Below are 26,992 nucleotides of genomic sequence, written 5' to 3' on the forward strand. Positions count from 1 at the left end.
TGTGCGGGTGGCGTGGTATGGGCGCAGCCGACAAGGGCCCATGGCAGGGTCGGGAGAACAGGGCGGACACAAGCGATCATGGCGACGAAGAAGACCTCCTACGATTACGACGACCTCATCGCCTGCGGTCATGGCCAGTTGTTCGGCGCCGGCAATGCGCAATTGCCGCTGCCGCCGATGCTGATGTTCAACCGCATCACCGAGGTCAACGAGACGGGCGGCGAGAACGGCAAGGGCATCATCCGGGCCGAGTTCGACGTGAACCCGGACCTGTGGTTCTTCGACTGCCATTTCGAAGGCGATCCGGTGATGCCGGGCTGCCTCGGGCTCGATGCGCTGTGGCAGCTCACCGGCTTCTATCTCGGCTGGCTGGGCGAACCCGGCCGTGGTCGGGCGCTCGGCGTCGGCGAGGTCAAGTTCAGCGGCCAGGTGACGCCGAAGGTCAAGCTGGTCGAATACGGCGTGGAGTTCCGCCGCGTGATGCGCTCGCGCCTGAAGCTGGGCATCGCCAATGGCTGGATGAAGGCCGATGGCGAGGTCATCTACAAGGCCAGCGATCTGCGCGTCGGCCTGTTCAGCGACGAGGAAGCGGCTCAGGCCGCCGTCTGATGACGGCGCGGATCCTGGAATCTGGAAGGAGCGGACGATGAAGCGGGTCGTCGTGACGGGTATGGGGATCGTGTCCTCGATCGGCAACAATGTCGACGAGGTGACCGCCTCTCTCAGGGATGCGCGTTCGGGCATCAGCTTTGCCGAGGAATACAAGGAACTGGGGTTCCGCAGCCACGTCCACGGCAAGCCGACGCTGGACCCCACCACCGTTCTCGACCGGCGTGCCATGCGCTTCCATGGCGGCGGCACCGCCTGGAACCACATCGCCATGGACCAGGCGATCGCCGATGCGGGCCTCGAGGCCGCCGACATCTCCAACGAGCGCACCGGCATCATCATGGGCTCGGGCGGCGCCTCGACCCAGACCATCGTCCAGGCGGCCGAGACCGCCCGCGAAAAGGGCCCGAAGCGCATCGGACCGACGGCCGTGCCGAAGGCGATGTCCTCGACCGCCTCGGCGACGCTGGCCACCTGGTTCAAGATCAAGGGCGTCAACTACTCGATCTCGTCGGCCTGCTCGACCTCGAGCCATTGCATCGGCAATGCCTACGAGACCATCCAGATGGGCAAGCAGGATGTGATGTTCGCCGGCGGCTGCGAGGATCTGCACTGGACCCTGTCGGTGCTGTTCGACGCGATGGGCGCCCTGTCCTCGGACTTCAACGACCGCCCGGAGATCGCCTCGCGCGCCTATGACAACGCCCGCGACGGCTTCGTCATCGCCGGCGGCGCCGGTGTCCTGGTGCTGGAGGAATACGAGCGGGCCAAGGCACGCGGCGCCAACATCGTCGCCGAGCTGGTCGGCTATGGCGCCACCTCCGACGGCGCCGACATGGTCGCCCCGTCCGGCGAAGGCGCGGTGCGCTGCATGCGCCAGGCGATCGACCATCTCGACGGCCCGATCGACTACATCAACCCCCATGCCACCTCGACCCCGGTCGGCGACCGCATGGAGGTCCAGGCGATCCGCGAGGTCTTCGGCGACAACATCCCGCCGATCTCCGGCACCAAGTCGCTGACCGGCCACAGCCAGGGCGCCACCGGCGTCCACGAGGCGATCTACTCGCTTTTGATGATGAAGCACGGCTTCCTCGCCAAGAGCGCCCATATCGACGAACTCGATCCCGAGTTCGAGGGCATGCCGATCCTGCGCGAGCGGGTCGACAATGCGAAGATCGACAGGGTCCTGTCGAATTCCTTCGGCTTCGGCGGCACCAATGCCTGCCTCGCCTTCCAACGCGTGACGGACTGAGGTTTGGAGGGCACATGACCGATCTGATGAAAGGCAAACGCGGGCTCATCATGGGCGTCGCGAACCACAATTCCATCGCATGGGGCGCCGCCAAGGCGCTGGCGGCGCAGGGCGCGGAGATCGCGCTGACCTATCAGGGCGAGGCCTTCGGACGGCGCGTGCGCCCGCTCGCCGAGGAGATCGGCAGCAAGCTCGTCATCCCCTGCGACGTCGAGGACACCGAATCGCTCGACCAGGTCTTCGCGACGCTGAAGGAGGAATGGGGCACGATCGACTTCGTCCTCCACGCCATCGCGTTCTCCGACAAGAGCGAACTCCAGGGCCTCTACGCCGACACGACGCGGGAGAACTTCACCCGCACCATGCTGATCTCCTGCTTCTCCTTCACGGAGGTGGCGAAGCGCGCCGCGGAGATCATGACCAATGGCGGCTCGATGGTGACCATGAGCTACGGCGGCGCTGTGCGGGTCATGCCGAACTACAACGTCATGGGCGTCGCCAAGGCCGCGCTCGAAGCCTCGGTGCGCTATCTCGCCGCCGATTTCGGGCCGCGCAACATCCGGGTGAACAGCGTCTCGGCCGGACCGGTGCGCACGCTGGCGGGCGCCGGCGTCTCCGATGCCCGGCTGATGTTCAACTTCCAGCGCCGCAACGCGCCGATGCGCCGCAACACCTCGATCGAGGAAGTCGGCGGCGCGGTGCTCTACCTGATGTCGGAGCTGTCCAACGGCGTCACCGGCGAGATCCACTATGTGGATTCGGGCTACAACATCATGTCGATGCCCTCGCTCGAGGAACTGAAGGCCCAGGAACACCGCAAGGCGGTCGTCGAGGGCGAGGACGAGAGCGGCGGCAAGTAGCCGCCCTCCCCCTCACAGCCTTAAAACCACTATCGCCGGTAGGGCGCGGTCGCCGCGAGCCATTCCCGCGCCCGCGCTTCCGGGTCCGCGGCCCGGGTCACGTCGGTGACCACCGCGGCGCTGTCGGCCCCTTGCGCGAAGACCTGCGGCAGCCGCTCCACGGTAATGCCGCCGATCGCCACCAGCGGCAGATCGCCGATGCGCTGGCGCCAGACGCCGAGACGCTCGGGCGTCTGCGGCGCCCATTTCATCACCTTCAGCTTGGTCTGCCAGACCGGCCCCAGCGCCACGTAATCCGGGTCGGCGGCCAGCGCCACGGCGAGCTCGGCACTGTCATGGGTGCTGACGCCGAGCTTCAGGCCGGCGGCCCGGATCGCAGCGCAGTCCGCCTCGGCCAGGTCCTCCTGTCCCAGATGGACGACATCGCAGCCCTCCTCGATCGCCAGCCGCCAGAAATCGTTGATCACCAGCAGGCAGCCATGGGCGGCGCAGACATCGCGCGTGCGGCGGATCTCCCGGCGCAGCCTCGCCGCATCCATGTCCTTGGCGCGCAATTGCAGGAGCTTCACCCCGACCGGCACCAGCCGCTCGGCCATCTCGGCATCGTCGACGATCAGATAGAACGGATCGAGCCGCAGCTCCTTCCCCGGCCGCTCCGCGACCCCGCGCTCCCCAGCCTGGCTCATCGCAATTCTCCCGGTCCGCCGACATCGCCAAGCATCGCCTGCCCCAGCATCGGGGTCGAAGGCGCGGCCATGTCGCGCGGCGCCATCGGGTCCGCCTCGAAGGCCAGCCGCCCGGCCTCGACCGCCAGCGCAAAGCCCCGCGCCATCGCCACCGGGTCGCCGGCCTTCGCGACCGCCGTGTTCAGGAGCACGCCGTCATAGCCGAGCTCCATGGCGGCGGCCGCCTGCGACGGCAGGCCGAGCCCGGCATCGACGACCAGCGTCACCTCGGGAAAATGCGCCCTGAGCTGGCGCAGGCCGTAGCGATTGTTCAGCCCGAGCCCCGAGCCGATCGGCGCGCCCCAGGGCATCAGCACCCGGCAGCCGGCCTCGACCAGCCGGTCGGCGACCGACAGATCCTCCACCGTATAGGGCAGCACCTTGAAGCCCTCGCCGGTCAGGGTGCGCGCCGCCTCCACCAGCCCGAACACGTCGGGCTGCAGCGTCTCGGCGTCGCGCACCACCTCCAGCTTGACCCAGTCGGTGCCGAAGATCTCGCGGGCCATCTGCGCCGTCGTCACCGCCTCGCGGGCCGAGTGACAGCCCGCCGTGTTGGGCAGGATGTCGAGGCCGAGACCCCGGATCAGCTCCCAGAAGGCTTGCCCCGCCCGCGCCTCGCCGGATTCGCGCCGCAGCGAAACGGTGACGATACCGGCCCCGGACGCATTGATCGCGTCGGTCATCATTTGCGGCGAGGGATAGAGCGAGGTGCCGAGCATCAGCCGCGAGGCGATGCGGCGGCCATAGATGTCCATGCCGGTCACGGCGCGCGCCGTGTCGGTGTCGATCGTGTCCATGCTCAGCCTCCCTTCATCGGGGCGATGATCTCGATGGCGTCGCCCTCGGCAAGGCGCACCGTCCCGCGTTCGGTCTTCGGCACGAAGTCGCGGTTCAGCGCCGTGGCGACCACGGCGCCGTCATAGCCCAGTTCGACGAGCGCCCGGTCGAGGGTGGCGGCCTCGACGCTGCGCTCCTCGCCATTGACGGAAATTCTCATGATGCGTCCTTCAGCGTCTCTGCGAAGATTTCGGCGGCGGCCTCCGCCGCCATGGCCGGCGACAGCAGGAAGCCGTGGCGGTACAGCCCGTTCAGGCTGACGACCCGGCCGTTGCGCGTCACCCGTGGCAGATTGTCGGCATAGGAGGGCCGCAGGCCGGCGCCGGTCTCCACCAGCTCGGCCTCGGCGAATGCGGGATGCAGCGCATAGGCGGCGTTCAGCAGCTCGACGGTGCCGCGCAGTGTGATGCCGCGATCGTCGTCGCTTTCCAGCATGGTCGCGCCCACCATGAACAGGCCGTCGGCGCGCGGCACGACATAGATCGGCGAGCGCGGATGCAGGAGCCGCACCGGCCGCGACAGCGAGACCTCGCGCGTGCGCAGCAGCACCATCTCGCCGCGCACCGCCCGCAGCCGCGGCAGCTCCGGTCGCGCCGCGATGCCGCGCGCATCGACGATGCGATCATGGTCGAGATCGGCGGGCGCGACGCGGCTGCCGAAATGCAGCGCGACGCCGCGTTCGCGCAGCCGTTCCGCCAGCGCCTCCAGCGTGCGGCGCGGATCGAGATGGGCTTCCTCGGCAAAGAACAGGCCCTCGGCGAAGCGGCCGGCGAGATCGGGCTCCAGCGTGGCGATCCGGTCCGCATCGAGCCGCTCGTGCCCGCGCGTGCGGCGGGCGAAGCGGGCAAGGTCCGCGCGGTCACGCCAGGGTGCCAGCACCAGCGTGCCGTGGCGCGCGACGTCCGGCACGTGGCCCGACCACCAGTCGATTCCCGCCAGCCCCGGCACGACGATGGCCGGATCGGCACTCTCGGCCTCGCAGCGCGGCGCCAGCATGCCGCCGGCCAGCCACGACGCGGCGGCAAGACCCAGCTCGGGTGCGGCCTCGTACAGCGCGACATCGGCGCCTCGTGCGGCGAGTTCCAGCGCAGTGACGAGCCCGGCAACGCCGGCCCCGATGACGGCCACCCGCATGGTCAGGCCCCGCTTGTGCGGCAAGCGTCGTGCAAACAGGCGACCCGGTCGGCCATTGTCTCGATCCTCCTCGACGCGTCTCGGAGATCCGGCTGGTGGGCAGGGGAAAGATCGGCGGCGCGGCGCTCGCCTGCGGCAAACCGCCGGCCAGGGGCCACCGCATTCCATCCCTCCGCCGGTCTCAACCGGATCAGGTTCGAAGGGTCGCCACGCGCTCACGCCTTTCGGCGGCCGATGGCCTCTCAGTTCCCTGCCGGAACTCCCCTTGGATGGACGGAATCTGTGCCTCCCGGGCGGCGCTGTCAACGCCGCCGCGCCAAGATCGCGGTCGCCGGCTCAGCTTGACGCCAGCCGACCCTCGCGGCGACGCCGGCGCATGCGCGCAGCGCCATGGCCGCCGGCTCCGATCGCCCAGCCGAGGGCGAAACCCGCGACTGCCAGGAGCAGCCCCTCGACGGTGATCGGCAGGGCCGGGCGATAGTCGGCGGCGGCGCGCTCGGCGATCTCCCAGTCCGGATCGCCCACCGCGACGAAGGGCCGGAACAGGGGCGCCGATTCGGCGACGCTGCGATAGCGCCGCTCGACCGCGTCATAGCGGGCGATGGTCTGCTCGGCATCCGCGCCCTGGCGCGCGACGAAAGCGTCGCGGTTCTCGCGCAACCGCGCCACCGCCTCGCTGCGCGACAGGTCGGAGGACGCCGCGCTGGCGTCGAAACGCTCCACGACCTTGCGCAATTCGTCGACGGCGCCGCCGAGGCGCTGGAGATATTGCTGGGTGAATTCCAGCGACTGGCTGGAGACAAGCCCGAGAAACAGCGCCGCCATGACGCGGATGATCAGCCCCGGCATTCCCTCATCCTCCCTCAAGGCCCCCCGGCGCGCCGGTTGCGCAGAACGACCGCCGGCCCCGCGTCAGACGACGCGCCCCCGGCCACGATACGCCTGCGGCCTGATCATAACAGTCCCCGCGCCCGTCAGGCGAACAACCGGGTGCCGCGTTCGGCGATGGCGCAGAAGCTGGCGGTCACATGGGCGGCCAGTGCATCGGCGACCGGACCGGCGCCGTCGCGGCGGGCCAGCGTCATGCGGTAATTGCCCAGCGGTGGCAGGCCACGCTCGGCGCCCAGCTGCACGATGTCATCCGACACGACGCTGATCGGCAGCGGCGCGATGGCCAGATCGGCGGCGACGGCCGCAAGCTGGCCGGTGCAGAACTCGCTGGTATAGGCGACGCGATAGTCGATATCGCGGACGTCCAGCGCCGCCAGCGCCATGCCGCGCCAGGCGCAGCCGGCATCGGCGAGGGCGAGCGGCAGCGGCGTTTCGGCGACGGCGAGGCCGCCACGCGCCCCCACCCAGACCAGCGGCTCGGAATGGATGTAATCCGGCCCGTCGAGGCGTTCGTCGTGACTGTAGATGGCGAGATCGAGCTCCCCGGACCAGCAGCGCCGCCGCAATTCCTCGGTGCGATCCAGCCGCACCTCCACCTCGACCTTGGGATGGGTCCGGGCGAAGCGCCGGAGGATTTCCGGCATGGCGACCACGCCGTTGTCATTGGGCACGCCCAGCCGCACGCTGCCCTCGCAGCAGGGCGACAGGAAGCGCGAGAAGGCTTCGTCGTTCAGCTTCAAGAGGCGTCGGGCATAGCCGAGGAAAATCTCGCCATCGGCGGTCAGCGCCACGCTGCGGGCGTCGCGGCGGAACAGGTCGCGGCCGACCATGTCTTCCAGCTTCTTCACCTGAAGGCTGATCGCCGACGCGCTGCGATGCACCCGCTCGGCGGCGCGCGAGAAATTGCCGGTGTCGGCAATCGCCACCATCGTGCGGGCGAGGTCCATGTCGAGATTGGGCAGAGTGGGCGTCAGCACAGGCGGAGCCTCCTGTTAGCGAAACTTGCCGCTAGGCTTACTCCTTCTCGTTTGTCTCATCAATGAGAAACCCTCACATTTCGCCTATCGGCAATTGGAGGTTCTCATGCTGCATCATTCGGCCCTGCCCCAGACCATCCAGCACAACGACGCACATCAACCCGGCCTCGTCGGCTGGCTGCATTCCTGGACGGTGAAGAAGCGCCGGCAGCGGCTTTGCCGCGACGCCTTCAACACCCTGCTGCGCGTCGACGACCATATTCTGGAAGATGTCACCGGCCTGACCCGCCCTCAGGTCGAGGAGGTTGCGCGGCTGCCGCTCGCCGTCGACGCGCTTCAGGCAATCGCCCGGCTGCAGGAGCGTTCGTCGCGGCAGCGGAACCGGCGGTCCGCCTGACGCGTAGGCACCGATCGGGTCCGAAGGTCGCGACCCTTACCCCAACGAAAAAGGCGCGCCCCGAGGGACGCGCCTTTCATTCTGTCAGCGAAGAGACGGCCTGATCAGGCGGCGTCTTCCTCGCCCTTCTTGATCTCCTGGCCGGTCTCCTGGTCGACGACCTTCATCGACAGGCGAACCTTGCCGCGCTCGTCGAAGCCCATCAGCTTGACCCAGACCTTGTCGCCTTCCTTGACGATGTCGGTCGTCTTGGCGACGCGATCGGCGGCGAGCTGCGAGATGTGGACGAGACCGTCACGCGAACCGAAGAAGTTCACGAAGGCGCCGAACTCGACGGTCTTGACGACCGTACCCTCGTAGACTTCACCGACTTCCGGCTCGGCCACGATCGAGTGGATCCACTTCTTGGCCGCCTCGATCTCCTTGCCGGAGGACGATGCGATCTTCACCGTGCCGTCATCCTCGATGTTGATCTTGGCGCCGGTCTTCTCGACGATCTCGCGGATGATCTTGCCGCCGGCGCCGATGACGTCGCGGATCTTGTCGGTCGGGATCTGCATGACCTCGATGCGCGGGGCGAACTCGCCCAGCTCGGCGCGGCTTTCCGACAGCGCCTGGCCCATCTCCTGCAGGATGTGCAGACGGCCGCCCTTGGCCTGGTCGAGGGCGATCTGCATGATCTCCTCGGTGATGCCCTGGATCTTGATGTCCATCTGCAGCGAGGTGATGCCCTCGGAGGTACCGGCGACCTTGAAGTCCATGTCGCCGAGATGGTCCTCGTCACCAAGGATGTCCGACAGCACGGCGAAGCGCTCGTCTTCCTTGATCAGGCCCATGGCGATACCCGCCACCGAACGCTTCAGCGGAACGCCCGCATCCATCAGCGCCAGCGAGGTGCCGCAGACGGTCGCCATCGAGGACGAGCCGTTCGACTCGGTGACCTCGGAGACGGCGCGGATCGTGTAGGGGAACTGCTCCGGTGCCGGCAGCATCGGACGCAGGGCGCGCCATGCCAGCTTGCCGTGGCCGATCTCGCGGCGGCCGGGCGAGCCCATGCGGCCGGTCTCGCCGACCGAGTACGGAGGGAAGTTGTAATGGAGCAGGAAGCGCTCCTTGTAGGTGCCGGTCAGGGCGTCGACGAACTGCTCGTCCTCGCCGGTGCCGAGCGTGGCGACGACCAGCGCCTGGGTCTCGCCGCGGGTGAACAGCGCCGAACCGTGGGCGCGCGGCAGGATGCCGGCCTCCGAGACGATCTTGCGGACCGTCTTCAGGTCACGGCCGTCGATGCGGCCGCCGGTGTCGAGGATGTTCCAGCGGACGATCTTGGCCTGCAGCGACTTGAAGACGGTGCCGACCTGCTCCTTGGAGTACTTCGTGTCCTCGACGCCTTCCGGCAGGAAGTGGCCGGTGACCTTAGCCTTGACCGCGTCGACGGCGGTGTAGCGCTGGGTCTTGTCGGTGATCTTGTAGGCGTCGCGCAGCTCGCCTTCGACCAGCTGCAGCATTTCGGCCTCGAGCGCCGAATAGTCGGCGACGACGTGCTCGCGCGGCTCCTTGGCGGCGTGCTCGGCCAGCTTGATGATCGCGTCGATCACCGGCTGGAAGCCGCGGTGGCCGAACATGACGGCGCCCAGCATGATGTCCTCGGCCAGCTCGTGAGCTTCCGATTCCACCATCAGGACGGCGCCTTCGGTGCCGGCGACGACCAGGTCGAGCTGCGACTCGCTCATCTCGTCGACATGCGGGTTCAGCTTGTACTCGCCGTTGATGTAGCCGACGCGTGCGCCGCCGATCGGGCCCATGAAGGGCACGCCCGACAGGGTCAGCGCGGCCGAGGCTGCGACCATCGCCAGCACGTCCGGATCGTTCTCCAGATCATGCTGCAGGACGGTGACGACGACCTGGGTCTCGTTCTTGTAGCCCTGGGCGAAGAGCGGGCGGATCGGACGGTCGATCAGGCGGGAGACCAGCGTCTCCTTCTCGCTCGGACGGCCTTCGCGCTTGAAGAAGCCACCCGGGATCTTGCCGGCGGCGAAGGTCTTTTCCTGGTAGTTCACGGTCAGCGGGAAGAAGTCGAGGCCCGGCTTGGGCTGCTTGGCCGACACGACGGTCGCCAGAACGACGGTCTCGCCGTAGGTCGCCAGCACGGCGCCGTCGGCCTGACGGGCGATCTTGCCGGTCTCGAGGGTGAGCGGACGTCCCGCCCAGTCGATTTCCACCTTATGGGTATCGAACATGTTCTTGCCTTTTCATCCTGCGCGCCGAAACCGCCTTTTCGGGGTCATGGGCGGCGCGCGTTGCGGTGCCGAAACGCATCACGGGCAAGACGACGGGAGGCTTCGCTTGTGGCGCGCGGCGGGGGCGACCCCGCATTCGCGCCGGAAGCATCCGGCAATCCTGCCCCGTGACCGTTCGAAGGGTCGGACCTGCGAGCCTTGCGGGCGCGCCGGGTACCGGGGCATGACCGCCTCCGACTAGAGGGAAGCGGCATAAGTGGCGGGCCGGAAGCGTATCGCCCCCGGCCCGCCGGAAAACTGACTAGCGGCGCAGTCCGAGACGGCCGATCAGGGTGGTGTAGCGCTGCTCTTCCTTGGACTTCAGATAGTCCAGGAGGCGGCGGCGCTGGGAGACCATCTTCAGAAGGCCACGACGCGAGTGGTTGTCCTTCTTGTGGTCCTTGAAATGCTCGGTAAGGTTGGTGATCCGCTCGGTCAGGATCGCAACCTGGACTTCCGGCGAACCGGTGTCGCCGTCCTTGGTGGCGTATTCCTTCATGAGCTCGGCCTTGCGCTCAAGCGTAATCGACATCGGATTCCCTTTCTTGGAAAATGTGAGGGTTGGTCGCCCTGGCCGGGATGTCGTCCAGCGAGGGCCATGAACAGCGCGGGGCAGGCAAACCGCCCGGCGCTGCGGCGCATATACGCGATCTCGGCCCACAATGCTAGCCGCGACCGGCCAACGCCCGTTTCGCGCCGCCGCCGGCGCCGGTCCGCCCGCATATACATTGCCGGCTAAGCAAGCATTCCGCCATCACGATCGCGTCAACCGAAAATAAACAGGGTGACCGGTAACAATGCTGCACAGAAACGGGCGACCCTGATCCCATGCCAGCAGCATCAGACGATCACGACCTGCGTATCGCCTGCGAGAAAAGCTTCGACTTTTCTGGCCCGGACTATGCCCGTCTCTTCGAAGCCGCGGCCACCGGGGCCTTCGCCCATCCGCTCTGGCTCGACACATTCTACGCGATGCTGGCGCCGGCGCGGGGCGCGGCGCCCGTCATCGTCACCGGCCGCCAGCCAAACGGCCGCCTCGCCTTCGTCCTGCCGCTGATCCTGCGCCGCGTCCAGGGCATCCGGCTCCTCGAAGCCACCGATCTCGGCGTCAGCGACTACGCCGCGCCGGTGATCGACCCGGCCATCCGCCCGGCCCTCGCCGCCGACACGACGCTCGCCGCCCGCATCCGCGCCGTCCTGCCGGCCCACGACATGCTGCGCCTGCGCCCGGTCCGGCCCGAAGCCGTCGCCGACTGGCGGATCTTCCTGGCCGCCGAACCGCAGCCCGCCGATTTCAGCGCCCATGCCGCCACCCTGACGGCGCCCTATGCCGACTGGCGCCGCACGGCCTTCTCGCGCAGCTTCCAGAAATATCTCGACCGCCGCAAGAAACGCCTCCTGAAGAACCCGGCGGTGCGCCTTGACCGCCTGGAGGGACCCGCGGCCGCCGACGCCGTCCACCGGCTGCGCGATTTGCGCAGCGGCCGCTTCGCCGGCGACCCGATCCAGACGCCGGACGTCGCCCGGTTCTACGCCGCCATCGCCGAGCGCGGCAGCGGCGCCGGCTTCTGCGCCCTCTACCGCCTGTCGGAGGGCGACACGCCCATCGCCTATGTCTTCGCCCTCACGACGGGCGAGCGGCTGCTCTACCTCCTGATCGGCGCCGACTACGACAATTTCGGCCGCCATTCCCCCGGCCTCGTCCTCTACGACCTGATGATGGAGGACTGGCTGGCGCGCGGCGGCCGCATCTTCGACTTCACCATAGGCGACGAAGACTTCAAGGCCGATTTCGGCACCGCGCCGACACCCATGTTCATCCTCACCGGCACCCCCACTGTACTGGGACGGGCCGCCCGGATAGTCTTCGCGATACGTGAAAAGCTTCGCCACATGCGCGGCGACATGCTGCACCGCACAGTATCGACGAAGACCAGCGAGACATAGATGCCTGCCAGGCCCGACTTCCTGACCAATTCCATGATCATCGGCGCGCATCCCGACGACGAGATGCTGTGGTTCAACGCCATCGTCGGCAAGGTCGACAAGGTCGTCATCGTGTTTCGCGACTTCTGGGCCGCGCCCCGGCTCGGCCCGGCGCGGGCGGCGGCCATGGCGGCGCTGCCCCTGCGCGACGTCACCTGCCTCAACGTCGCCGAGCCCGGCACCTATGGCTGCGCCGACTGGCAGAACCCGGTGCTGACCGATTACGGCATGCGGCTCGGGCCCGAGGAGACCCGCCGCGAGGTCACGCGCCTGGCCAAGCGGGCCCTCGGCAAGGTCTCGCCGCTGTCGCCGGTCACCTCGCCCGAGCGGGTCGCCCAGACCTACCGGGACAATTTCACCCGCATCTGCGACGCGCTGGCGCCGATGCTGACCCCCGACATGAACGTCTTCACCCACAATCCCTGGGGCGAATACGGCCATGAGGACCATGTCCAAATCTTCCGCGCCCTCGACCATCTGCGCCGCAGGATCGGCTTCACCCTGTGGATGTCGAACTACTGCACCGAGCGCTCGCTGCCGCTGGCCATGCGCTATCTGCGCTCAGACCCCGCGCCCTATGTGCGGCTGCCGACCGACAAGGCGCTGGCCGAGGCGATCGCCGACGTCTACCGCGCGCATGATTGCTGGACCTGGACCGACGACTGGGCCTGGTTCGACGACGAATGCTACATCGAGGCGCCCCGCGGCGAGGCCGGCGGCAACCAGAACCGCCTGATGCCGCTCAACTTCTTCAGCGGCGAAACCGCGCCCCGCAAGCCCCTGCCCCTCAAGACCTCCTCCGCCCTCATCCTCTCCGCCCTCGCCGGCGCGGCCCTGGCGGAGCTGTGGTAGGGGGAGTCTGTCTCCTTGCATATGGAGAGGGTCCGATGCCCCGCCGCGACGCGGTCCAGCGAGGTGAACGGCAGGGGCATGCACCGCCCTCCAAAGGAGGTTGAAGCTGGATGCGGACGGAAGTTGCGGGCCACTTTGCGCGCATCTCAGCCGTACAGTTCGTTCGAACACGACCCTGAAAGCCGACGTTCCTTCACGCAGCGTTGGTCAACACGACTGGGTGGAAAGCGGCTAGACGGCTTTCGGGGAGGAAGGGCACCCCACGGCATCGAGCTATGATGTTCAAAAGGGAGATTTCTTCCACCTGATCGGCCTAATCAAACCACCCGTCTTTGACATAGTCGAGGCCCGCAGTAACAATAAGATGAGAGACCAGTCGTCGGTCTCGCAAGAGGGATCGCGGGAATGTCGTCGGAGTTGAGTTCCTATCAGCAGCGAGTAGAGCGGTGGCTTGACCAATGCTTTCCGCCGTCGGTCCGTTCCGATCGGCCGGAGAGAACCCATCGCTTCCTGGAAGAGGCGCTTGAACTCGCGCAGGCCAATGAATGCTCGCGGGACGACGCGCTGGCGCTGGTCGAATACGTTTTCGGCAGACCTGTCGGGCGGCCCGATCAGGAAGTCGGCGGCGTAATGGTAACATTGGCGGGGTTGTGCAGCGCGTCGGGGATCAACATGGATGATGCCGGCGAGCGGGAGCTTGAGCGCAACTGGGATCGCATCGAGATGATCCGCGCTAAACAGCGGGCCAAGCCACACGGGTCGCCGTTGCCGCAGTGAGAAGCGCCAGCACAGCCATGCCCATCGGCGGCGCAAGGGCGAACGGAGCGTGCGCTGCTTGATCACGGTTTCGTTTCACGATCCACTGCTTCACGACATCTGCACCGACCTTGATCGAGCGGAGCGTCAATACGGTCGCGTGGAGGCACAGGCGCTCGTTACGCTCATCTCCGAAGCGCACGCGCTAGAGAACGCGGAGCAGCTAATCGACCTGCATGATGGCGAGATTTTTGTGCTAGAGGACGATTCCCTTCGCGTCGACCTCAGTGCAGACTATCGCGCAGCCTTTGTCGTGGTCGGAACACGCTTCAAGAGGTCAGACGATGGCCGGATTCGGTGGGACAGCGTGACGAGGTTGAAGTTGGTGGAAGTGTCGAGGGTGCCTTGAGGGAAGCGCACGAGTTCACGCCTGACTGGTTTTCGAAGCCCGGCGATTCGATGCGAGCCCTCATGCAGCGTCGCGGGGTCGGTCCAGAAGACGTCGCCGTTCGGCTTCCGGGTGGAATGGCCGCGCTCCGCGGGCTGCTCGACGGATCGCATCCGATTCAGGCTGACGATGCCAGCGTGCTCGCCGAATCGCTGGGCGGCACTGCGGCGTTCTGGCTCAAGCGGCAGGAGAATTACGACGGCGCGCTAGAGCGAGCGGTCGACCGCGCGTTCGCGACTGAGGCCGACGACTGGCTTCTGATCCCCGTGCCCGGAACGAAGCCGCGGGGGCGGATGTCGGAGGACACCCGCAGATCCGAGGTGCGCCGCCGCCTGGCGTTCTTCAACGTCGGCACTATCGCGGCGTGGGAGACGCGCTACGGCCGCATCCGATCGGAAACCCTGTTTCGTACGTCTCAGGCATTCAGCTCGGACGACCACGCGGTGCTGATGTGGCTGCGCGAGGGGGAACTGGGCGCGGACATGGTTCCGACCCGTCCACTCCACGTTGACAATCTGCTGGACCGGATGGACGCGATCAGGAAGCTGTCGCTCGTCCGTCGACCTGAGCTCTTCCTGCCGAAGCTCAAGTCGCTCTGCGCTGAGGTCGGCGTCGCCGTCGTGCTGCAGCGTGCGCCACAGGGCTGCCGCGCGTCAGGCGCGAGTCGGATGGTCGCCTCAGACAAGGCGATGATCCTGCTGAGCTTCCGCGGTCTGTCGGACGACCGCTTCTGGTTCACAGTGTTCCACGAACTTGGCCACGTCGTCCTCCATCGCGCGCAGACGTTCGTCGACAGCGACGTCGACGCCGAAGCGCAGGACGACACCGAACGCGAAGCCAACGACTTTGCGTCGCGCTGCATCATACCCGAACGTCGCGAGGACGAGTTCGAAAAGTTATACGCGGCGAAGGATGCGGTCGTTCGGTTCAGCGTGTCGACGGGCGTCGCTCCTGGGCTAACCGTCGGGCAGATGCAGCACCGGCGGATGATCCGGCCCAATCAGATGAATTTTCTCAAGCGCCACTGGCGCTGGGACGACCTCGCGGCGCTTTTCGATCAGCCGAGATAGTGAACGAAATTGTCCGGGCTCTTCTGCCAGTTGCACAGCGCGTCCTCCATTATCACCATGCCGACCTTGAGACGCAGGTCGAGGGCGTCGAGCTTGCCCTGAATCGAACTGAGCGGCGTCGCGGACTTGCGGGATCCGTCCACTAGCAGCCTCGCCCCGGCCTCTGGTCCCGTGGCACCCTTCAGGTAGGCGGACCCCGCTTCGATCGGCGCCACGCCGTAGCGCCCAATGAGCGACAGATAGTCGAACTTGCCGAGCCGCGCGAAGGTACCGATCCTCATCTGGTTATATAGATGGTCGAATATGACGTGCGGGTCGTTGCCGGCGGCGCGAACGACATTCGCGAAGAACGCGGTGTGTCCGGCCGGACCGATCCACGCTAGATAGTCGGCAACCGTTTTGCGCATTGGGATCGGGGCGTTCGGTCGCAGGCTCGTGTATTTGCGATGGTTGCCGAACTTGCCCCGTATCTGTTGCCAGTTGGCGTCCAGCCAATTGTAGAACGCCGCGGGGTTGGCGGTGACTGTGGCCCAGTCCCATCTGCCGTTTCCCAGTCTGCCGTAGACATCCTGAAGGCGCAGCCAGTTGGATCCGACCGGGCGCGCGAAGTGGGTCATTAGGAATATCAGCCAGCCAGCTTCGTCGATGTCACCTTGCTGCATGTGATGGGCTACGGCGCGTTCCGCGTCGAATGCCGGGCTGTTCGGAGCGGCTCGTGCGGCCGAAACCGGCTTTGCTTGGACGTGCTTGTAGTAATCTTCCCGACGCTGGCTGGCAACGAATTGCAGCGCGAGGGTTTCGATCGTCGCTTGATTCGCGAGACCTGCCAGCGCAAGTAAGGGCTTCGCGGCCGTCAGCTCCGTTTCCAAACGGTTGCGCTCCGAATCTCTACTTGGCCACATCGCCCGCAGTTCCTTAAACTGGATCGCCGTCGGCCTTCTTGGCTGCGGCGCGGATCGTAAGATCCTTTCTCGCATCCACATACGGCTTGTAAGATGCCGACGCCAGTTCGCCGCGAATCTCGTCGAGCCGACGTACGTGCTCTTCCCTGCTTCTGGATTGGCGCCGCGACCAGAAGACCTGCAGCAGGCGGACGACGTCGGACCAATAGGGGTCGGACATCTCGCTGGCGGGTTCTATCCGTTGCCCGTCGCGCAGCCGCCCCTCGACTTCCAGCAGCTTAGGAATCAAGTCGAAGGGGTTGCCGGTAGGCATCGGGGGCATGGCGTAAACCTGCTGGAAGCCCTCGTCCAGATAGGCGCGCATGTCTGGAAGATACTTGTCATAGACGTGCATGCTGCCAACGTATTGATAGTATTCGCCGAGTTCGGCTTCGAGCCGCCGCGCCATCATCTCCTGGATCATGGTGAAGCAGAACACGTCATGAGGCAGCCCCCAGTACGCGTCATTCGATCTCAGTGTTACGGACAGGTGCAGTCGGCCCTCGCGCAGGTGGAACTGCAGCGTCGTCGTGCATGGGATCTCCTTGTGATCGGTCGCGATGTCCTCGGCATTGAAGAGTTGGACGACCGCGCGTCTCGATCCGGGCTTCCGGCGCAGAAGCCGCTCGATGCTGTCGAACTGGTCGATTTCGCCCCGCATCGCGAGGAATCGGGGGCCGTAAGCCCCCTCGAGCACGCCATCGACCGCATCGTTCTCGTATTCGGAAACGTAGGGCTTAATGAAGGTCAGCTTGTTGGAGCCCGATAGATACCACAGCAGTTCCCCCAATGCGCTGAACGGCTTCCCTCGGTTTTCGGATCGGCTGATTCTCGCTCGTGGATTTGTGATCCGCAGCGCGACGCCGAGCAGCTCGACCGTGCCGCCGAGCTTGTTCCCACGGGTTCCGCCACCGTGCTGCCGCCCGTGCTTGTCGATGTCCTGATAGAGCTGATGCAACACCGCATCGAGACTCTCGCGCTCAATCTCCAATAGCCAGCACCGCTTCCGCGGCCTCCCCGCTCTACCGACCATGAAGAGAGATCGACGGAATTGGCAGCTGCGTCAATGACGCATGCCGAGGTTCGGAATACTTTCTTGTGGAAGGCGACAATTCTATTAACTCTCTCGAGCGCGGGCGTAGCTGCCGGCTTCAGCGGTAATGAACGGCCGTTTTGTTTCGGAAACTTGGCAGGCCACCATAATGTCTGGATCCGCGTCATCACGGTATTGTCGGCTGGACGAACGTCTGCTTCCCACGTCGAGCACCTTGGAAGCAGTTATTTTCTCAACGGCCCACACCAGCTCGCCACAAAAACCTTATCCCCACCCCGCGCCAGCGCCTGCACACTGCCCTCACCGCGTCCCCGACGGGACGGACGATCGCCGGGATCGTTCGGGGAGGCGGGCGGCGTCCGCGACGCCTGGCCCTTCCGGAGGGTCGGGCGGCCCGGACGGATGCGTGGCCCCGCCGGACCCTGCCCACTAGGAGGCGGCGCGGAACGGTCCGCATGCGGGGCAACCCGCACCGAGCCGGCAGCCACCCACCCCGATGCCAGCACCGCGCCAATGCGGCGCCGGCAAACGGGAGGGTGAAACGCATTCGCCAAGACGCCGTGCGGAGCGCCGGAGGCGAGCCGATACACAAACAGTCGGAAGGTTCGCCTCCGGCGCTCCGCTGCCCGTCGGCAGCCGGACGAGATCCGCCGGGAGAAGCCCGGCGCGGGACTGGCCACAGCCGGGGCGCATCGCGCCGCCGGGCGCGGCCGCGCGCCTAGCCGAGGAAATCCGCGATGCGGGCGCGCAGATCGGCGGCGCGGGCGATCCAGCCATCCATCTGCAGGACTGCGTGGATCATGCCCGCCTCGCGATGGGCGGTGACCTGAACGCCGGCTTCGCCGAGGCGCGCGGCAAAGCCCTCGCCCTCGTCGCGCAGCGGGTCGTGCTCGCAGGTGATCATCAGCGCCAGCGGCAGGCCGGTGAGGTCCGGCGCCAGAAAGGGCGAGGCGCGCGGCGTGTGGCGCTCGGCGACATCCGGCACGAAGAGGTCGTTCTCATAGGCAAGCGACTCCTGCGTCATCACATGGCCGCTCTCGGTGCCAAGCGACGGCCAGGGGCGGTCCGGCCGCAGATCGGTGTTGGGATAGACCAGCACCATCGCCTCGGGTAGCCGCTCGCCCGCCTCGCGCAGCGCCAGCGCCACGTCGGCGGCAAACAGCCCGCCGATGGAATCGCCGCCGATGGCGAGGCGCGCCGGATCGCAGCCGAGCGTTTCGGCGGCATCGCGCAGGGCGCGCGTGGCGGCGAGGCAATCGTCCTGGGGTGCGGGATGGGGATGTTCGGGGGCCAGCCGGTAGTCGACCGAGGCGATCGCCCAGCCGGTCGCTTCGGTCAGCTGGCGCAGCGGGACGTCGTGGCCCTCCAGCGAGCCGGCCATGGCGCCGCCGCCGTGATACCAGACCAGGAGCGGCGGCAATGCTGCGCCGTCTGGCCGGGTCAGGCGCACGCGGATCGGCCCGGCCGGGCCCGCCACCTCGATGTCGCGGGCGCTGACGCCGTCGGGCGCCTGCCCGGAATAATCGGCCATGGCGCCGGTCATGGCGCGGGCCTGGGCGAGTTTCTGGGCGGCATCGCGCGGCGCCACCTGCACGGCGGCCTTGCGGGCCAGATCGTCGAGGACGGCCTTGGCTTGCGGGTCGAGCATGATCAGATCCAGCGCCGTTTGCGGAAATAGACCAGCAGGCCCAGCGCCAGCGCCACCATGAAGGCCAGCGCGATCGGATAGCCATAGGGGTGCTGGGTCAGCGGCATGTTCCACTCGGAGATCTCCGGGTTGAAATTCATGCCCCAGAGACCGGCGAGAAAGCCGAGCGGAATGAAGATGGTCGAGATGATGGTCAGCAAATTGATCACCTCGCTGGTCTTGGCCGCCGACAGGGTCATGTGCAGGTCGATCAGCCCCGAGGCGGTGTCGCGATAGGTCTCGTTGGTGTCGATCAGCTGGTCGGCATGGTCCTGCACGTCGGTGAAATAGACCCGCGTCTCGGCCCTCAGCCACGGCCGGTCGAGCCGCAGGATGACGCCCAGCGCGTCGCGGGTCGGCCGCAGCCAGCGTTTCAGGCCCAGGAGCTCGCGGCGCAGGCCGTGCAGATCGTGCACCTGGTCGCCGTCGACACCGGCCAGGATGTCGTCCTCCAGCTGCTCGATCCGCGCGATCTGTGCGTCCACCACCGGGAAATAGGCGTCGATCACCGCGTCGATCAGGGCATAGGCAAGATAGTCGGCATGGCCGGCCAGGAGCCGCGGCGCGCCTTTGGCGATGCGCTGGCGCACCGGCTCGAAACTGTCGCCGCGGCGCTCCTGGAAGGTCAGGACGAAGCCCTCGCCGAAGAACAGCGACAGCTGTTCGCTGCCGCCCTCGCGGTCGAGCATCCGCATGACGACGAAGGCGTGATCCGCCTGCACCTCGCATTTCGGCCGCTGGGCGGTGTCGAGGACGTCTTCGAGGGCCAGCGGATGCAGGCCGAAGGCCGCGCCGATGGCGCGGATCGCCTCGATGTCGGCAAGGCCCGAACAGTCGATCCAGACGAGCGGCCACGCCTCGCGCAGCGCCAGGGCGGCCGCGACGGTCACACCGGTCTGGCGCAGGCTCTCGCCGCCGCCGACGGCGACGACGCTGATGACGGTGGGGGCAGCCTGCGGGTCGGCCTCCAGGGTTCCGGGCGGCGCCCCGACGGCCAGACGCCGCGCCTTCTCCTTGCGCCGTGCCCGCCGCTTCTTTCCGGGTATGCTCGCCAGTCTCATCGCGTCCCTGCTGCCCTGCTGCCGACAGGACGTTTATCCGGACGGCTCATGGCAGCGAGATAAGGCGCGCCGCCGGGATCGACAGGCGGGCAGACGCTCAGCGGTGGTTCAGCCCTTGCCGCCGAACACGCGCTTGGGGCGGAAGGAGCCCTCTTCGACCGAGCCCAGCGCGATCAGCCGGCCATGGCCGGTGGCATAGGCCTCGTCGCAGAAGGCCGGTGCGTCGCGCCCGCGCAGCAGCACCGGATTGCCGGAGAGGACGCGGCTCGCCTGCTCGTCGCTGAGCATCACCTCGTAGAGATCCGACAGGGCCGATTCCGGGCTGACGAGATATTCGTCCAGCGGCTCGAAATCGACGACACGCGGCCGAGCGCCCGATTCGATCGCCTCGGCGTCGAGCTCTTCCATGCCCTCTTCGGCCGCTGCTTCCAGCTCGCTCAGCGGCACCAGATCGTCTTCGCCGAAGGCGCCGACGGAGACCCGGCGGAGCTCCGCCACATGGCCGTAGCAGCCGAGATCGCGGCCGAGGTCGCGGGCGATGGCGCGCACATAGGTGCCCTTGCCGCATTCGGCCTCGAAGACGGTCGTCTCGGCGTCGGGCATCTCGACGATGTCGAGGCGATGAACGGAGACCGTGCGCGCCGCGATCTCCACGGTCTCGCCCTCGCGCGCCAGGTCATAGGCCCGCTCGCCGGCGATCTTGATGGCGGAGAAGTTCGGCGGCACCTGGCTGATCTCGCCGGTATAGTCGGCCAGCAGGTCCTCGATGTCGGCCCGCGACGGGCGTGCATCGGAGGAATTGACCACCGGCCCCTCGGTGTCGTCGGTCGTCGTCTCGGCGCCCCAGCGGACGCTGAAGCGGTAGACCTTGCGGCCATCCATGACGAAGGGAACAGTCTTGGTCGCGTCGCCCAGCGCGATCGGCAGCATGCCGGAGGCGAGCGGATCCAGCGTGCCGGCATGGCCGGCCTTCTGGGCGAAGAACATCCATTTCATCTTCGACACGGCCTCGGTCGAGCCCATGCCCTTGGGCTTGTCGAAGATGATCCAGCCATTGATCGGCCGGCCCTTGGGCTTCTTGCCACGGCGTGCCATCAGCCGTTGTCCTTGTCGTCGTCCTCGTCATCGAGGTCGCGGGCGACCTCCGGCGATTTGAGGAGCGCGTCGATACGCGCGAAATTGTCGAAGGAGGTGTCGGTGCGAAACCGCACCTCCGGCATGTATTTCATCTGCCGCAACGCTGGTGTCAGCCGACCGCGGATGAAGCGGGCATTGCGGTTGAGCGCATCGACGAACGGCTTGGTCTCGGTCTGGCCGAGGATCGTCACATAGGCCGTCGCGAGCTTCAGATCCGACGACATGCGTACCTCGGTCACCAAGACGAGCGCCTTCTCCAGCATCGGATCGTTGATCTCGCCGCGCTGCATCACCTCGGTGAGGGCGTGCCTGACCTTCTCGCCGACGCTCAACTGGCGCTGCGAGGGTCCGGAGGATGAGGTTCGGGCCATATCCGAATCGTCCCGTCATATCGGTGGATGGGCTAAGGGTGCTCGCCGTTTCCGGCCAGCGTGACGCGCAAGGCTCGGCGGGCGAGGATCGCTCCCCGCCCGCCGATTGAGCCCTGTTGTTTCCGCGTCGCTCTAGAGCGTGCGGGCCACGTGCTCGACGCGGAAGCACTCGATGACGTCGCCCTGGCGAATGTCCTCGTAGCGCTCGAAGGCCATGCCGCACTCCTGGCCGCTGATGACCTTCGGCACTTCGTCCTTGAAGCGCTTGAGCGTCTTGAGCGTGCCTTCGTGGATGACGACGTTGTCGCGGATAAGGCGCACGCCGGCACCGCGCTCGACTTCGCCCTCGGTGACGAGACAACCCGCGACCTTGCCGATCTTGGTGATGTTGAACACCTCCCGGATCTCGGCATTGCCAAGGAAGGTCTCGCGGCGCTCCGGCGACAGCAGGCCGGACATCGCATCCTTCACGTCATCCACAAGGTCGTAGATGATGTTGTAGTAGCGGATCTCGATCCCGTCGCGGGCCGAGGCGTCGCGGGCCTGCTTGTTGGCGCGGACATTGAAGCCGATGATCGCGGCATTGGAGGCGGCGGCGAGCGCCACGTCCGACTCGGTGATCGCACCGGCGCCCGAATGGACGATCCGGGCACGAACCTCGTCGGTGCCCAGTGCGTCGAGCGCACCGACAATGGCTTCGATCGAGCCCTGCACGTCGCCCTTGATCAGCAGCGGGAACTCCTTGAGCCCCGTATCCTGCAGCTGCGACATCATCTGCTCGAGCGAACCGCGCTGGCCGGCATTCTTGGCGACCTGCTTCTCGCGGGCCACGCGCTGGCGGTAGTCGGCGATCTCGCGGGCCTTGCCCTCGTTCTCGACGACGGCCATGCGGTCGCCGGCAAGCGGCGTCCCTTGCATGCCCAGCACCTCGACAGGTGTCGACGGCGCGGCTTCCTTGATCTGCTCGCCCTTGTCGTTGATCAGGGCGCGCACGCGGCCCCATTCGTCGCCGGCGACGACAATGTCGCCGATTTTGAGCGTGCCGGTCTGGACGAGAACGGTCGCCACCGGACCGCGGCCCTTGTCGAGCTGCGCCTCGATGACGGAGCCCTCGGCGGTGCGCTCCGGGTCGGCCTTCAGGTCGAGCAGTTCGGCCTGCAGGAGGATCGCCTCGAGCAGCTTGTCGAGGTTGAGGCCCTTGGTGGCCGAGACCTCGACGTCGAGGACCTCACCGCCCATGGATTCCACGAAGACCTCGTGCTGCAGGAGGCCCGTGCGGACCTTCGACGCATCGGCGCCCGGCTTGTCGATCTTGTTGATCGCCACGATGATCGGGACACCCGCCGACTTGGCGTGATTGATGGATTCGATCGTCTGCGGCATGACGCTGTCGTCGGCCGCCACCACCAGAACGGCAATGTCGGTCGCTTCGGCGCCACGGGCGCGCATCGCGGTAAAGGCGGCGTGGCCCGGCGTGTCGATGAAGGTGATCTTCTGACCATCCTGCTCGACCTGGTAGGCGCCGATATGCTGGGTGATGCCGCCGGACTCGCCGGACACCACGGAGGTCTTGCGGATCGCGTCGAGCAGCGAGGTCTTGCCGTGGTCGACATGGCCCATGATGGTCACGACCGGAGGGCGCGACTGCAGCTTCTCGACATTGTCCTCGACGTTGAAGATGCCTTCCTCCACGTCGGATTCCGCCACACGGCGAACCGTGTGTCCGAATTCCGACGCGATGAGCTCGGCCAGATCCGCTTCGATGATGTCGCCCGGCTTCATCATCTGTCCCTGCTGCATGAGGAACTTGATGACGTCGACGGAACGCTCCGACATGCGGTTGGCGAGTTCCTGGATGCTGATCGTCTCTGGAATGGTCACTTCGCGTGCAATTTTCTCCCGCGGCGTATTCTGCTGCGAGCGTTTGAACTTCTCCTGGCGGCGCCGGATCGACGACAGGGACCGGCCCCGTGCGCCATCATCGGCGGTCAGCGCCTTGTCGAGCGTCAACTTGCCGCGACGGCGGCCTGCATCACGATCCGGACGGGCCGGCTTCGGCGCCTCGGCACCCTTGACCGGACGACGGACACCCGGGCGGGCCCGCGCATCGTCTTCCTCGCCGGGGCGGCGACGGGCATCGCCGCGACCGCGTGCAGCGGCAGCTTCCGCCGCCTCTGCGTCAGCCGGGCTCGGTGCCGGCGCGTTGGCGTCGACCTTGCCCTGCGGAGCGCGACGTTCGGCATCGGCCTCGGCCTTGCGGCGTGCCTCGGCCTCCAGCTCGAGCCGGACATTCTCCTCGGCCTGACGGCGCTCGGATTCCTCACGCTCGCGCTGACGGCGCTCGTCTTCGGCAATGCGGCGGGCTTCCTGCTCCTGGAACAGGCGACGGTCTTCGGCCTCGCGCTGCTTGGCGAGTTCGAGCGCACGGCGACGGGCATCCATCTCACGCGACGACAGATCGCTGAGAACGGCGCCGCGGGGCTGGCGACCCGTGGCCGGTGCCGCGGGACGACGCTCGTCGCGACCGCCCGGGCGTCCGCCACCCTGCGCCGGACGACCACCAGCACCAGCCTGGCCGGGACGGCCCTGCGGTGCGGCGCCCGTACGGCCAGCAGCCGGACGTGCCGTTGCCGTCGGTGCGGCAGGCGCGCTGGCGACCGGCGCGGCCGGCTTGGCGGCAGCCGGCTTCTCGGCAGCGGGTGCCGCAGCCTCGGCTTTCGGCGTATCCGGCTTGGCCGCAGTGGCCTCCGGTGCCGGTGCTTCCGCGGCCGGCGTCGCGGGCGCAGCCGGAGCGGCCGCTTCGGCCTTCGCCGCGACCGGAGCTTCCGGCTCGCTCGGTGCTGGTGCCTTGGCAGCCGGCTCCTCGCCGGGCTTGGGACCGAGCTGAATCTGCTGCGGGCGACCGCCAGCCTGGGGCGGGGTCGGCGGCGGCGTTGTTGGTGCGACGCGCGGCGACGTCGCGGCCGCCGGCGTTTCGGCCGGCTTGGCGGGTGCAGCCGGCTGCGGCGCACGCGGCTTCAGGCCGGCGGCGACCGCAGGCGATGCCTCGCGCTCCTCCGGCTTGGCGATGCGCCGCTTCTTGGTCTCGACAACGACGTTGTTGGTGCGCCCATGCGAGAAACTCTGGCGCACCGTCGACTGCTCGACGCCGCTCCGCTTCAGGGTCAGGGTCTTCTTCGTGCTGACGCTCAGCGTCTTGTCGTCGCCGGACTTGGTATCGCTCATCTACGCTTCCGCTTCCTGCGCGGGATCGAGCCCGCGCCCTTCATCTTGCCCGGAGCGTCGCTGTAAAGGCGCTCCCATGTCGTTCCCAGTATCGGTCACGTGGCCGGCGGACCCTGCGGGCGCGCCTGAAACCGATCCGGAGCCTTCGCCCCGATATGTCGCGAGTGCTCGAAGGCACGTCGCCGCAGCCGAGCCCGCGCCACCGGCAAGGATCGCTGCATGTATCACATTCCCCTGGCCAAAGGCCAAACCCAATTCGTCCGCATCGAGCAGACGCAGGGATGAAATCTCAGTTCCGCCGGTCGCCGCGACCGCGCGTCGGGCGGCGTCCAGCTTGCGTATTCCGTCCGGTGCCGCATCGCGGGCATGGATCACCATGAGCGCGCGTCCCGACCGGATGGCCGTGTCCACCTTGGTCGCGCCGGTTACCAGCTGTCCAGCCTTGCGAGCCAGCCCGAGGGCGCCGAGTGCGGATTTGGCCAGGAGCCCATCCACCTGATCGCCGAGATCGGCCGGTCCGGTGACCTGCGCCCGGAACGCCCGGGCGAAGAGCTTGCGGCGAACCGCCTCGTCAACCAGCGTCCGGTCGAGAGAGACATGGGCTCCCCGACCAGGAAGTCGACGCCGCAGATCCGGCACGACGGCCCCGTCGGGGCCACGCACGAAGCGGATGAGATCGGCAGGTTCGCACGTCCGACGTGAAACGATGCACGTACGATCGTTCAATTCAACCTCCGCTTCGTCGCCCGCGTCCTCCGTCATGCCGATTCCCGGCCCGTCCTTCGACTCAGACCGCCTGGCCTTCCTCGGCCTCCTCGGTCATCTCCTCTTCTTCTTCCGGTCCGGCAAGATCGGCTTCGGTGATCCAGCCGGCGATCAGACGCGCCTGCAACACCATCTGGTCGGCGTCGGCCCGCGACACATCGAAGGCGGACAGTGCCCCCGGGAAACGCGTCGTCTCGCCGTCCTTGCGCTCGGTCCAGCCGATCAGATCGTCGGCGGCGCAGCCGGCGAAGTCTTCCATCGTCTTCACGCCGTCTTCGCCCAGCGCCACCAGCATCGGCGTGGTCACGCCGTTGATCTGGCGCAGATCGTCGCTGACACCCAACTCGACGCGCTTGGCATCGAACTCCGCCTCGCGGCGCTCCAGGAACTCACGCGCGCGCTCCTGGATCTCGGAAGCCGTCTCGTCATCGAAGCCTTCGATCGCGGCGACCTCGTCCTGGTCGACATAGGCGATTTCCTCGACGGTCGCGAAGCCTTCCGACGCCAGCACCTGACCGACCATCTCGTCGACGTTCAGGGCGTTCATGAAGGTCTCCGAACGCTCGGCGAATTCCTTCTGGCGCCGCTCGGATTCTTCCTGCTCGGTCAGGATGTCGATGTCCCAGCCGGTGAGCTGCGAAGCCAGCCGGACATTCTGTCCACGACGACCGATCGCCAACGACAATTGGTCATCGGGCACCACGACTTCAATACGCTCGGCGTCCTCGTCGAGCACCACCTTGGCGACTTCCGCCGGCTGCAGCGCGTTGACGAGGAAGGATGCGGCGTCCGGCGACCAGGGGATGATGTCGATCTTTTCGCCCTGCAACTCGCCGACCACGGCCTGCACGCGCGAGCCGCGCATGCCGACGCAGGCGCCGACCGGATCGACGGAGGAATCGCTCGAGGTCACCGCGATCTTGGCACGCGAACCCGGATCACGGGCGACGGCCTTGATGGTGATGATGCCGTCGTAGATCTCCGGCACTTCCATGGTGAAGAGCTTCGCCATGAACTGCGGATGGGTGCGCGACAGGAAGATCTGCGGACCACGCTGCTCGCGGCGCACGTCGTAGACGAAGGCGCGGACGCGGTCGCCATAGCGGAACAGCTCCCGCGGAATCTGCTCGTCGCGGCGGATGATGCCCTCGCCGCGGCCGAGATCGACGATGACGTTGCCGTATTCAACCCGCTTGACGGTGCCGTTGACGATCTCGCCGACGCGGTCCTTGTATTCGTCATACTGGCGGTCGCGCTCGGCGTCGCGCACCTTCTGGACGATGACCTGCTTGGCGGACTGGGCGGCGATGCGACCGAAATCCATCGGCGGCAGCTGCTCGGCGATGAAGTCGCCCGGCTCGGCGTCGGGGTTCTTGTCCCGGGCGAGATCGAGATAGATCTGGGTGTTCGGATCCTCGACTTCGTCGACGACCTCGAGCAGCCGCTGCAGCTTCATCTCACCGGTCTTCTGGTTGATGTCGACGCGGATGTTGGTTTCCTGGCCGTAGCGCGAACGTGCCGCCTTCTGGATGGCGTCGGCCATCGCCCCGATGACGATCTCACGATCGATCGACTTTTCCCGCGCGACAGCGTCCGCAATCTGCAGAAGCTCCAGCCGGTTCGCACTGACTGCCATTGTCTCTTCTCCTGACTTCGAACCGTCCGCCGCTCAGCCGCA

At 67.1% G+C, this 26,992-nt stretch carries 25 protein-coding genes, 1 pseudogene and 1 riboswitch; of the genes and pseudogenes, 9 read left to right on the forward strand and 17 right to left on the reverse strand.

The features are described 5' to 3' along the window. Nucleotides 1-78: 78 nt before the first annotated feature. Genes fabA through fabI form a run of 3 tightly spaced genes read left to right on the forward strand, consistent with a single transcriptional unit; the run spans nt 79 to nt 2,724 of the window. Nucleotides 79-609, forward strand: coding sequence for a 3-hydroxyacyl-[acyl-carrier-protein] dehydratase FabA (gene fabA, locus SI859A1_RS17505; protein WP_009211014.1), 531 nt, complete (start codon nt 79-81; stop codon nt 607-609). Nucleotides 610-646: 37 nt separating this feature from the next. Beyond that, nucleotides 647-1,864: a beta-ketoacyl-ACP synthase I gene (gene fabB, locus SI859A1_RS17510; protein WP_009211015.1), complete on the forward strand. Its 1,218-nt coding sequence runs from the start codon at nt 647-649 to the stop codon at nt 1,862-1,864. 14 nt (nt 1,865-1,878) lie between these two features. Further along, complete coding sequence (fabI, locus tag SI859A1_RS17515; protein ID WP_009211016.1) at nt 1,879-2,724, forward strand: enoyl-ACP reductase FabI; 846 nt, start codon at nt 1,879-1,881, stop codon at nt 2,722-2,724. A gap of 29 nt (nt 2,725-2,753) precedes the next feature. Here the strand turns inward: fabI and SI859A1_RS17520 are convergent, their stop codons facing one another. The 6 genes from SI859A1_RS17520 to SI859A1_RS17545 all read right to left on the reverse strand — a co-directional run bounded on the left by SI859A1_RS17520 (nt 2,754) and on the right by SI859A1_RS17545 (nt 7,288). Continuing rightward, complete coding sequence (locus SI859A1_RS17520) at nt 2,754-3,362, reverse strand: thiamine phosphate synthase (protein WP_040326712.1); 609 nt, start codon at nt 3,360-3,362, stop codon at nt 2,754-2,756. Nucleotides 3,363-3,406: 44 nt separating this feature from the next. After that, nucleotides 3,407-4,204: a thiazole synthase gene (locus SI859A1_RS17525; RefSeq protein WP_040326713.1), complete on the reverse strand. Its 798-nt coding sequence runs from the start codon at nt 4,202-4,204 to the stop codon at nt 3,407-3,409. Between the two features lie 44 nt (nt 4,205-4,248). Then, nucleotides 4,249-4,446: a sulfur carrier protein ThiS gene (gene thiS, locus SI859A1_RS17530; RefSeq protein WP_040325972.1), complete on the reverse strand. Its 198-nt coding sequence runs from the start codon at nt 4,444-4,446 to the stop codon at nt 4,249-4,251. After that, nucleotides 4,443-5,420 (reverse strand): glycine oxidase ThiO, encoded by a 978-nt coding sequence (thiO, locus tag SI859A1_RS17535; RefSeq protein ID WP_040326714.1) that lies wholly within the window; start codon nt 5,418-5,420, stop codon nt 4,443-4,445. The genes thiS and thiO overlap by 4 nt, the downstream gene beginning before the upstream one ends. A gap of 150 nt (nt 5,421-5,570) precedes the next feature. Next, nucleotides 5,571-5,696, reverse strand: a riboswitch (TPP riboswitch). Between the two features lie 60 nt (nt 5,697-5,756). Beyond that, nucleotides 5,757-6,269: a DUF2937 family protein gene (locus SI859A1_RS17540; protein WP_050767579.1), complete on the reverse strand. Its 513-nt coding sequence runs from the start codon at nt 6,267-6,269 to the stop codon at nt 5,757-5,759. A gap of 125 nt (nt 6,270-6,394) precedes the next feature. Continuing rightward, nucleotides 6,395-7,288: a LysR substrate-binding domain-containing protein gene (locus SI859A1_RS17545; protein ID WP_009211020.1), complete on the reverse strand. Its 894-nt coding sequence runs from the start codon at nt 7,286-7,288 to the stop codon at nt 6,395-6,397. 106 nt (nt 7,289-7,394) lie between these two features. Between SI859A1_RS17545 and SI859A1_RS17550 the strand changes: the two genes are divergently transcribed. After that, entirely contained in the window at nt 7,395-7,685 is a 291-nt protein-coding gene (locus SI859A1_RS17550; protein ID WP_060567650.1) for a hypothetical protein, read from the forward strand. Between the two features lie 104 nt (nt 7,686-7,789). Here the strand turns inward: SI859A1_RS17550 and pnp are convergent, their stop codons facing one another. Both pnp and rpsO read right to left on the reverse strand, forming a co-directional pair. Next, a complete protein-coding gene (pnp, locus tag SI859A1_RS17555) occupies nt 7,790-9,922 on the reverse strand; it encodes a polyribonucleotide nucleotidyltransferase (RefSeq protein ID WP_009211021.1) in 2,133 nt (710 codons plus the stop codon). Between the two features lie 301 nt (nt 9,923-10,223). Further along, nucleotides 10,224-10,577 carry a 30S ribosomal protein S15 gene (gene rpsO / locus SI859A1_RS17560; RefSeq protein ID WP_276324913.1) on the reverse strand — a complete coding sequence of 118 codons (354 nt, stop codon included), beginning with the start codon at nt 10,575-10,577 and terminating at the stop codon, nt 10,224-10,226. A gap of 212 nt (nt 10,578-10,789) precedes the next feature. Between rpsO and SI859A1_RS17565 the strand changes: the two genes are divergently transcribed. The 5 genes from SI859A1_RS17565 (at nt 10,790) to SI859A1_RS17580 (ending at nt 15,073) form a co-directional block, all read left to right on the forward strand. Further along, nucleotides 10,790-11,908 (forward strand): GNAT family N-acetyltransferase, encoded by a 1,119-nt coding sequence (locus SI859A1_RS17565; protein ID WP_009211023.1) that lies wholly within the window; start codon nt 10,790-10,792, stop codon nt 11,906-11,908. Beyond that, nucleotides 11,909-12,799, forward strand: coding sequence for a hypothetical protein (locus SI859A1_RS17570; protein ID WP_009211024.1), 891 nt, complete (start codon nt 11,909-11,911; stop codon nt 12,797-12,799). It abuts the gene before it with no gap. Nucleotides 12,800-13,204: 405 nt separating this feature from the next. Beyond that, complete coding sequence (locus SI859A1_RS17575) at nt 13,205-13,576, forward strand: hypothetical protein (protein WP_009211025.1); 372 nt, start codon at nt 13,205-13,207, stop codon at nt 13,574-13,576. Between the two features lie 58 nt (nt 13,577-13,634). Next, nucleotides 13,635-13,964: a hypothetical protein gene (locus tag SI859A1_RS21530; protein WP_060567651.1), complete on the forward strand. Its 330-nt coding sequence runs from the start codon at nt 13,635-13,637 to the stop codon at nt 13,962-13,964. Between the two features lie 116 nt (nt 13,965-14,080). Further along, nucleotides 14,081-15,073 (forward strand): ImmA/IrrE family metallo-endopeptidase, encoded by a 993-nt coding sequence (locus SI859A1_RS17580; RefSeq protein ID WP_244401060.1) that lies wholly within the window; start codon nt 14,081-14,083, stop codon nt 15,071-15,073. Here SI859A1_RS17580 and SI859A1_RS17585 read toward each other — a convergent pair. From SI859A1_RS17585 to nusA, 9 genes and pseudogenes are all read right to left on the reverse strand, one after another. Next, nucleotides 15,061-15,942, reverse strand: coding sequence for an alpha-glutamyl/putrescinyl thymine pyrophosphorylase clade 3 protein (locus SI859A1_RS17585; protein WP_244401062.1), 882 nt, complete (start codon nt 15,940-15,942; stop codon nt 15,061-15,063). The two genes, SI859A1_RS17580 and SI859A1_RS17585, sit on opposite strands and share 13 nt — an antisense overlap. A 46-nt stretch (nt 15,943-15,988) precedes the next feature. Next, nucleotides 15,989-17,005: a thymidylate synthase gene (locus SI859A1_RS17590; protein ID WP_009211028.1), complete on the reverse strand. Its 1,017-nt coding sequence runs from the start codon at nt 17,003-17,005 to the stop codon at nt 15,989-15,991. A gap of 781 nt (nt 17,006-17,786) precedes the next feature. After that, the gene (locus tag SI859A1_RS17595) at nt 17,787-18,716 is read right to left on the reverse strand and encodes an alpha/beta hydrolase (RefSeq protein WP_009211029.1); all 930 of its coding nucleotides are present in this window, start codon (nt 18,714-18,716) and stop codon (nt 17,787-17,789) included. A 2-nt stretch (nt 18,717-18,718) separates the two neighbouring features. Next, nucleotides 18,719-19,816, reverse strand: coding sequence for a magnesium/cobalt transporter CorA (gene corA, locus SI859A1_RS17600; RefSeq protein WP_009211030.1), 1,098 nt, complete (start codon nt 19,814-19,816; stop codon nt 18,719-18,721). 108 nt (nt 19,817-19,924) lie between these two features. Next, nucleotides 19,925-20,911 carry a tRNA pseudouridine(55) synthase TruB gene (gene truB, locus SI859A1_RS17605; RefSeq protein ID WP_009211031.1) on the reverse strand — a complete coding sequence of 329 codons (987 nt, stop codon included), beginning with the start codon at nt 20,909-20,911 and terminating at the stop codon, nt 19,925-19,927. Then, complete coding sequence (gene rbfA / locus SI859A1_RS17610; RefSeq protein WP_009211032.1) at nt 20,911-21,324, reverse strand: 30S ribosome-binding factor RbfA; 414 nt, start codon at nt 21,322-21,324, stop codon at nt 20,911-20,913. The genes truB and rbfA overlap by 1 nt, the downstream gene beginning before the upstream one ends. Before the next feature lie 132 nt (nt 21,325-21,456). Then, entirely contained in the window at nt 21,457-24,549 is a 3,093-nt protein-coding gene (gene infB, locus SI859A1_RS17615; protein WP_040325974.1) for a translation initiation factor IF-2, read from the reverse strand. Between the two features lie 129 nt (nt 24,550-24,678). After that, nucleotides 24,679-25,311: pseudogene (locus tag SI859A1_RS17620) on the reverse strand (RNA-binding protein); the annotation flags it as partial. 25 nt (nt 25,312-25,336) lie between these two features. Next, the gene (gene nusA / locus SI859A1_RS17625; protein WP_009211035.1) at nt 25,337-26,950 is read right to left on the reverse strand and encodes a transcription termination factor NusA; all 1,614 of its coding nucleotides are present in this window, start codon (nt 26,948-26,950) and stop codon (nt 25,337-25,339) included. Nucleotides 26,951-26,992 lie beyond the last annotated feature (42 nt).

It is taken from the genome of Aurantimonas manganoxydans SI85-9A1 (assembly GCF_000153465.1).
Lineage (GTDB): Bacteria > Pseudomonadota > Alphaproteobacteria > Rhizobiales > Rhizobiaceae > Aurantimonas > Aurantimonas manganoxydans.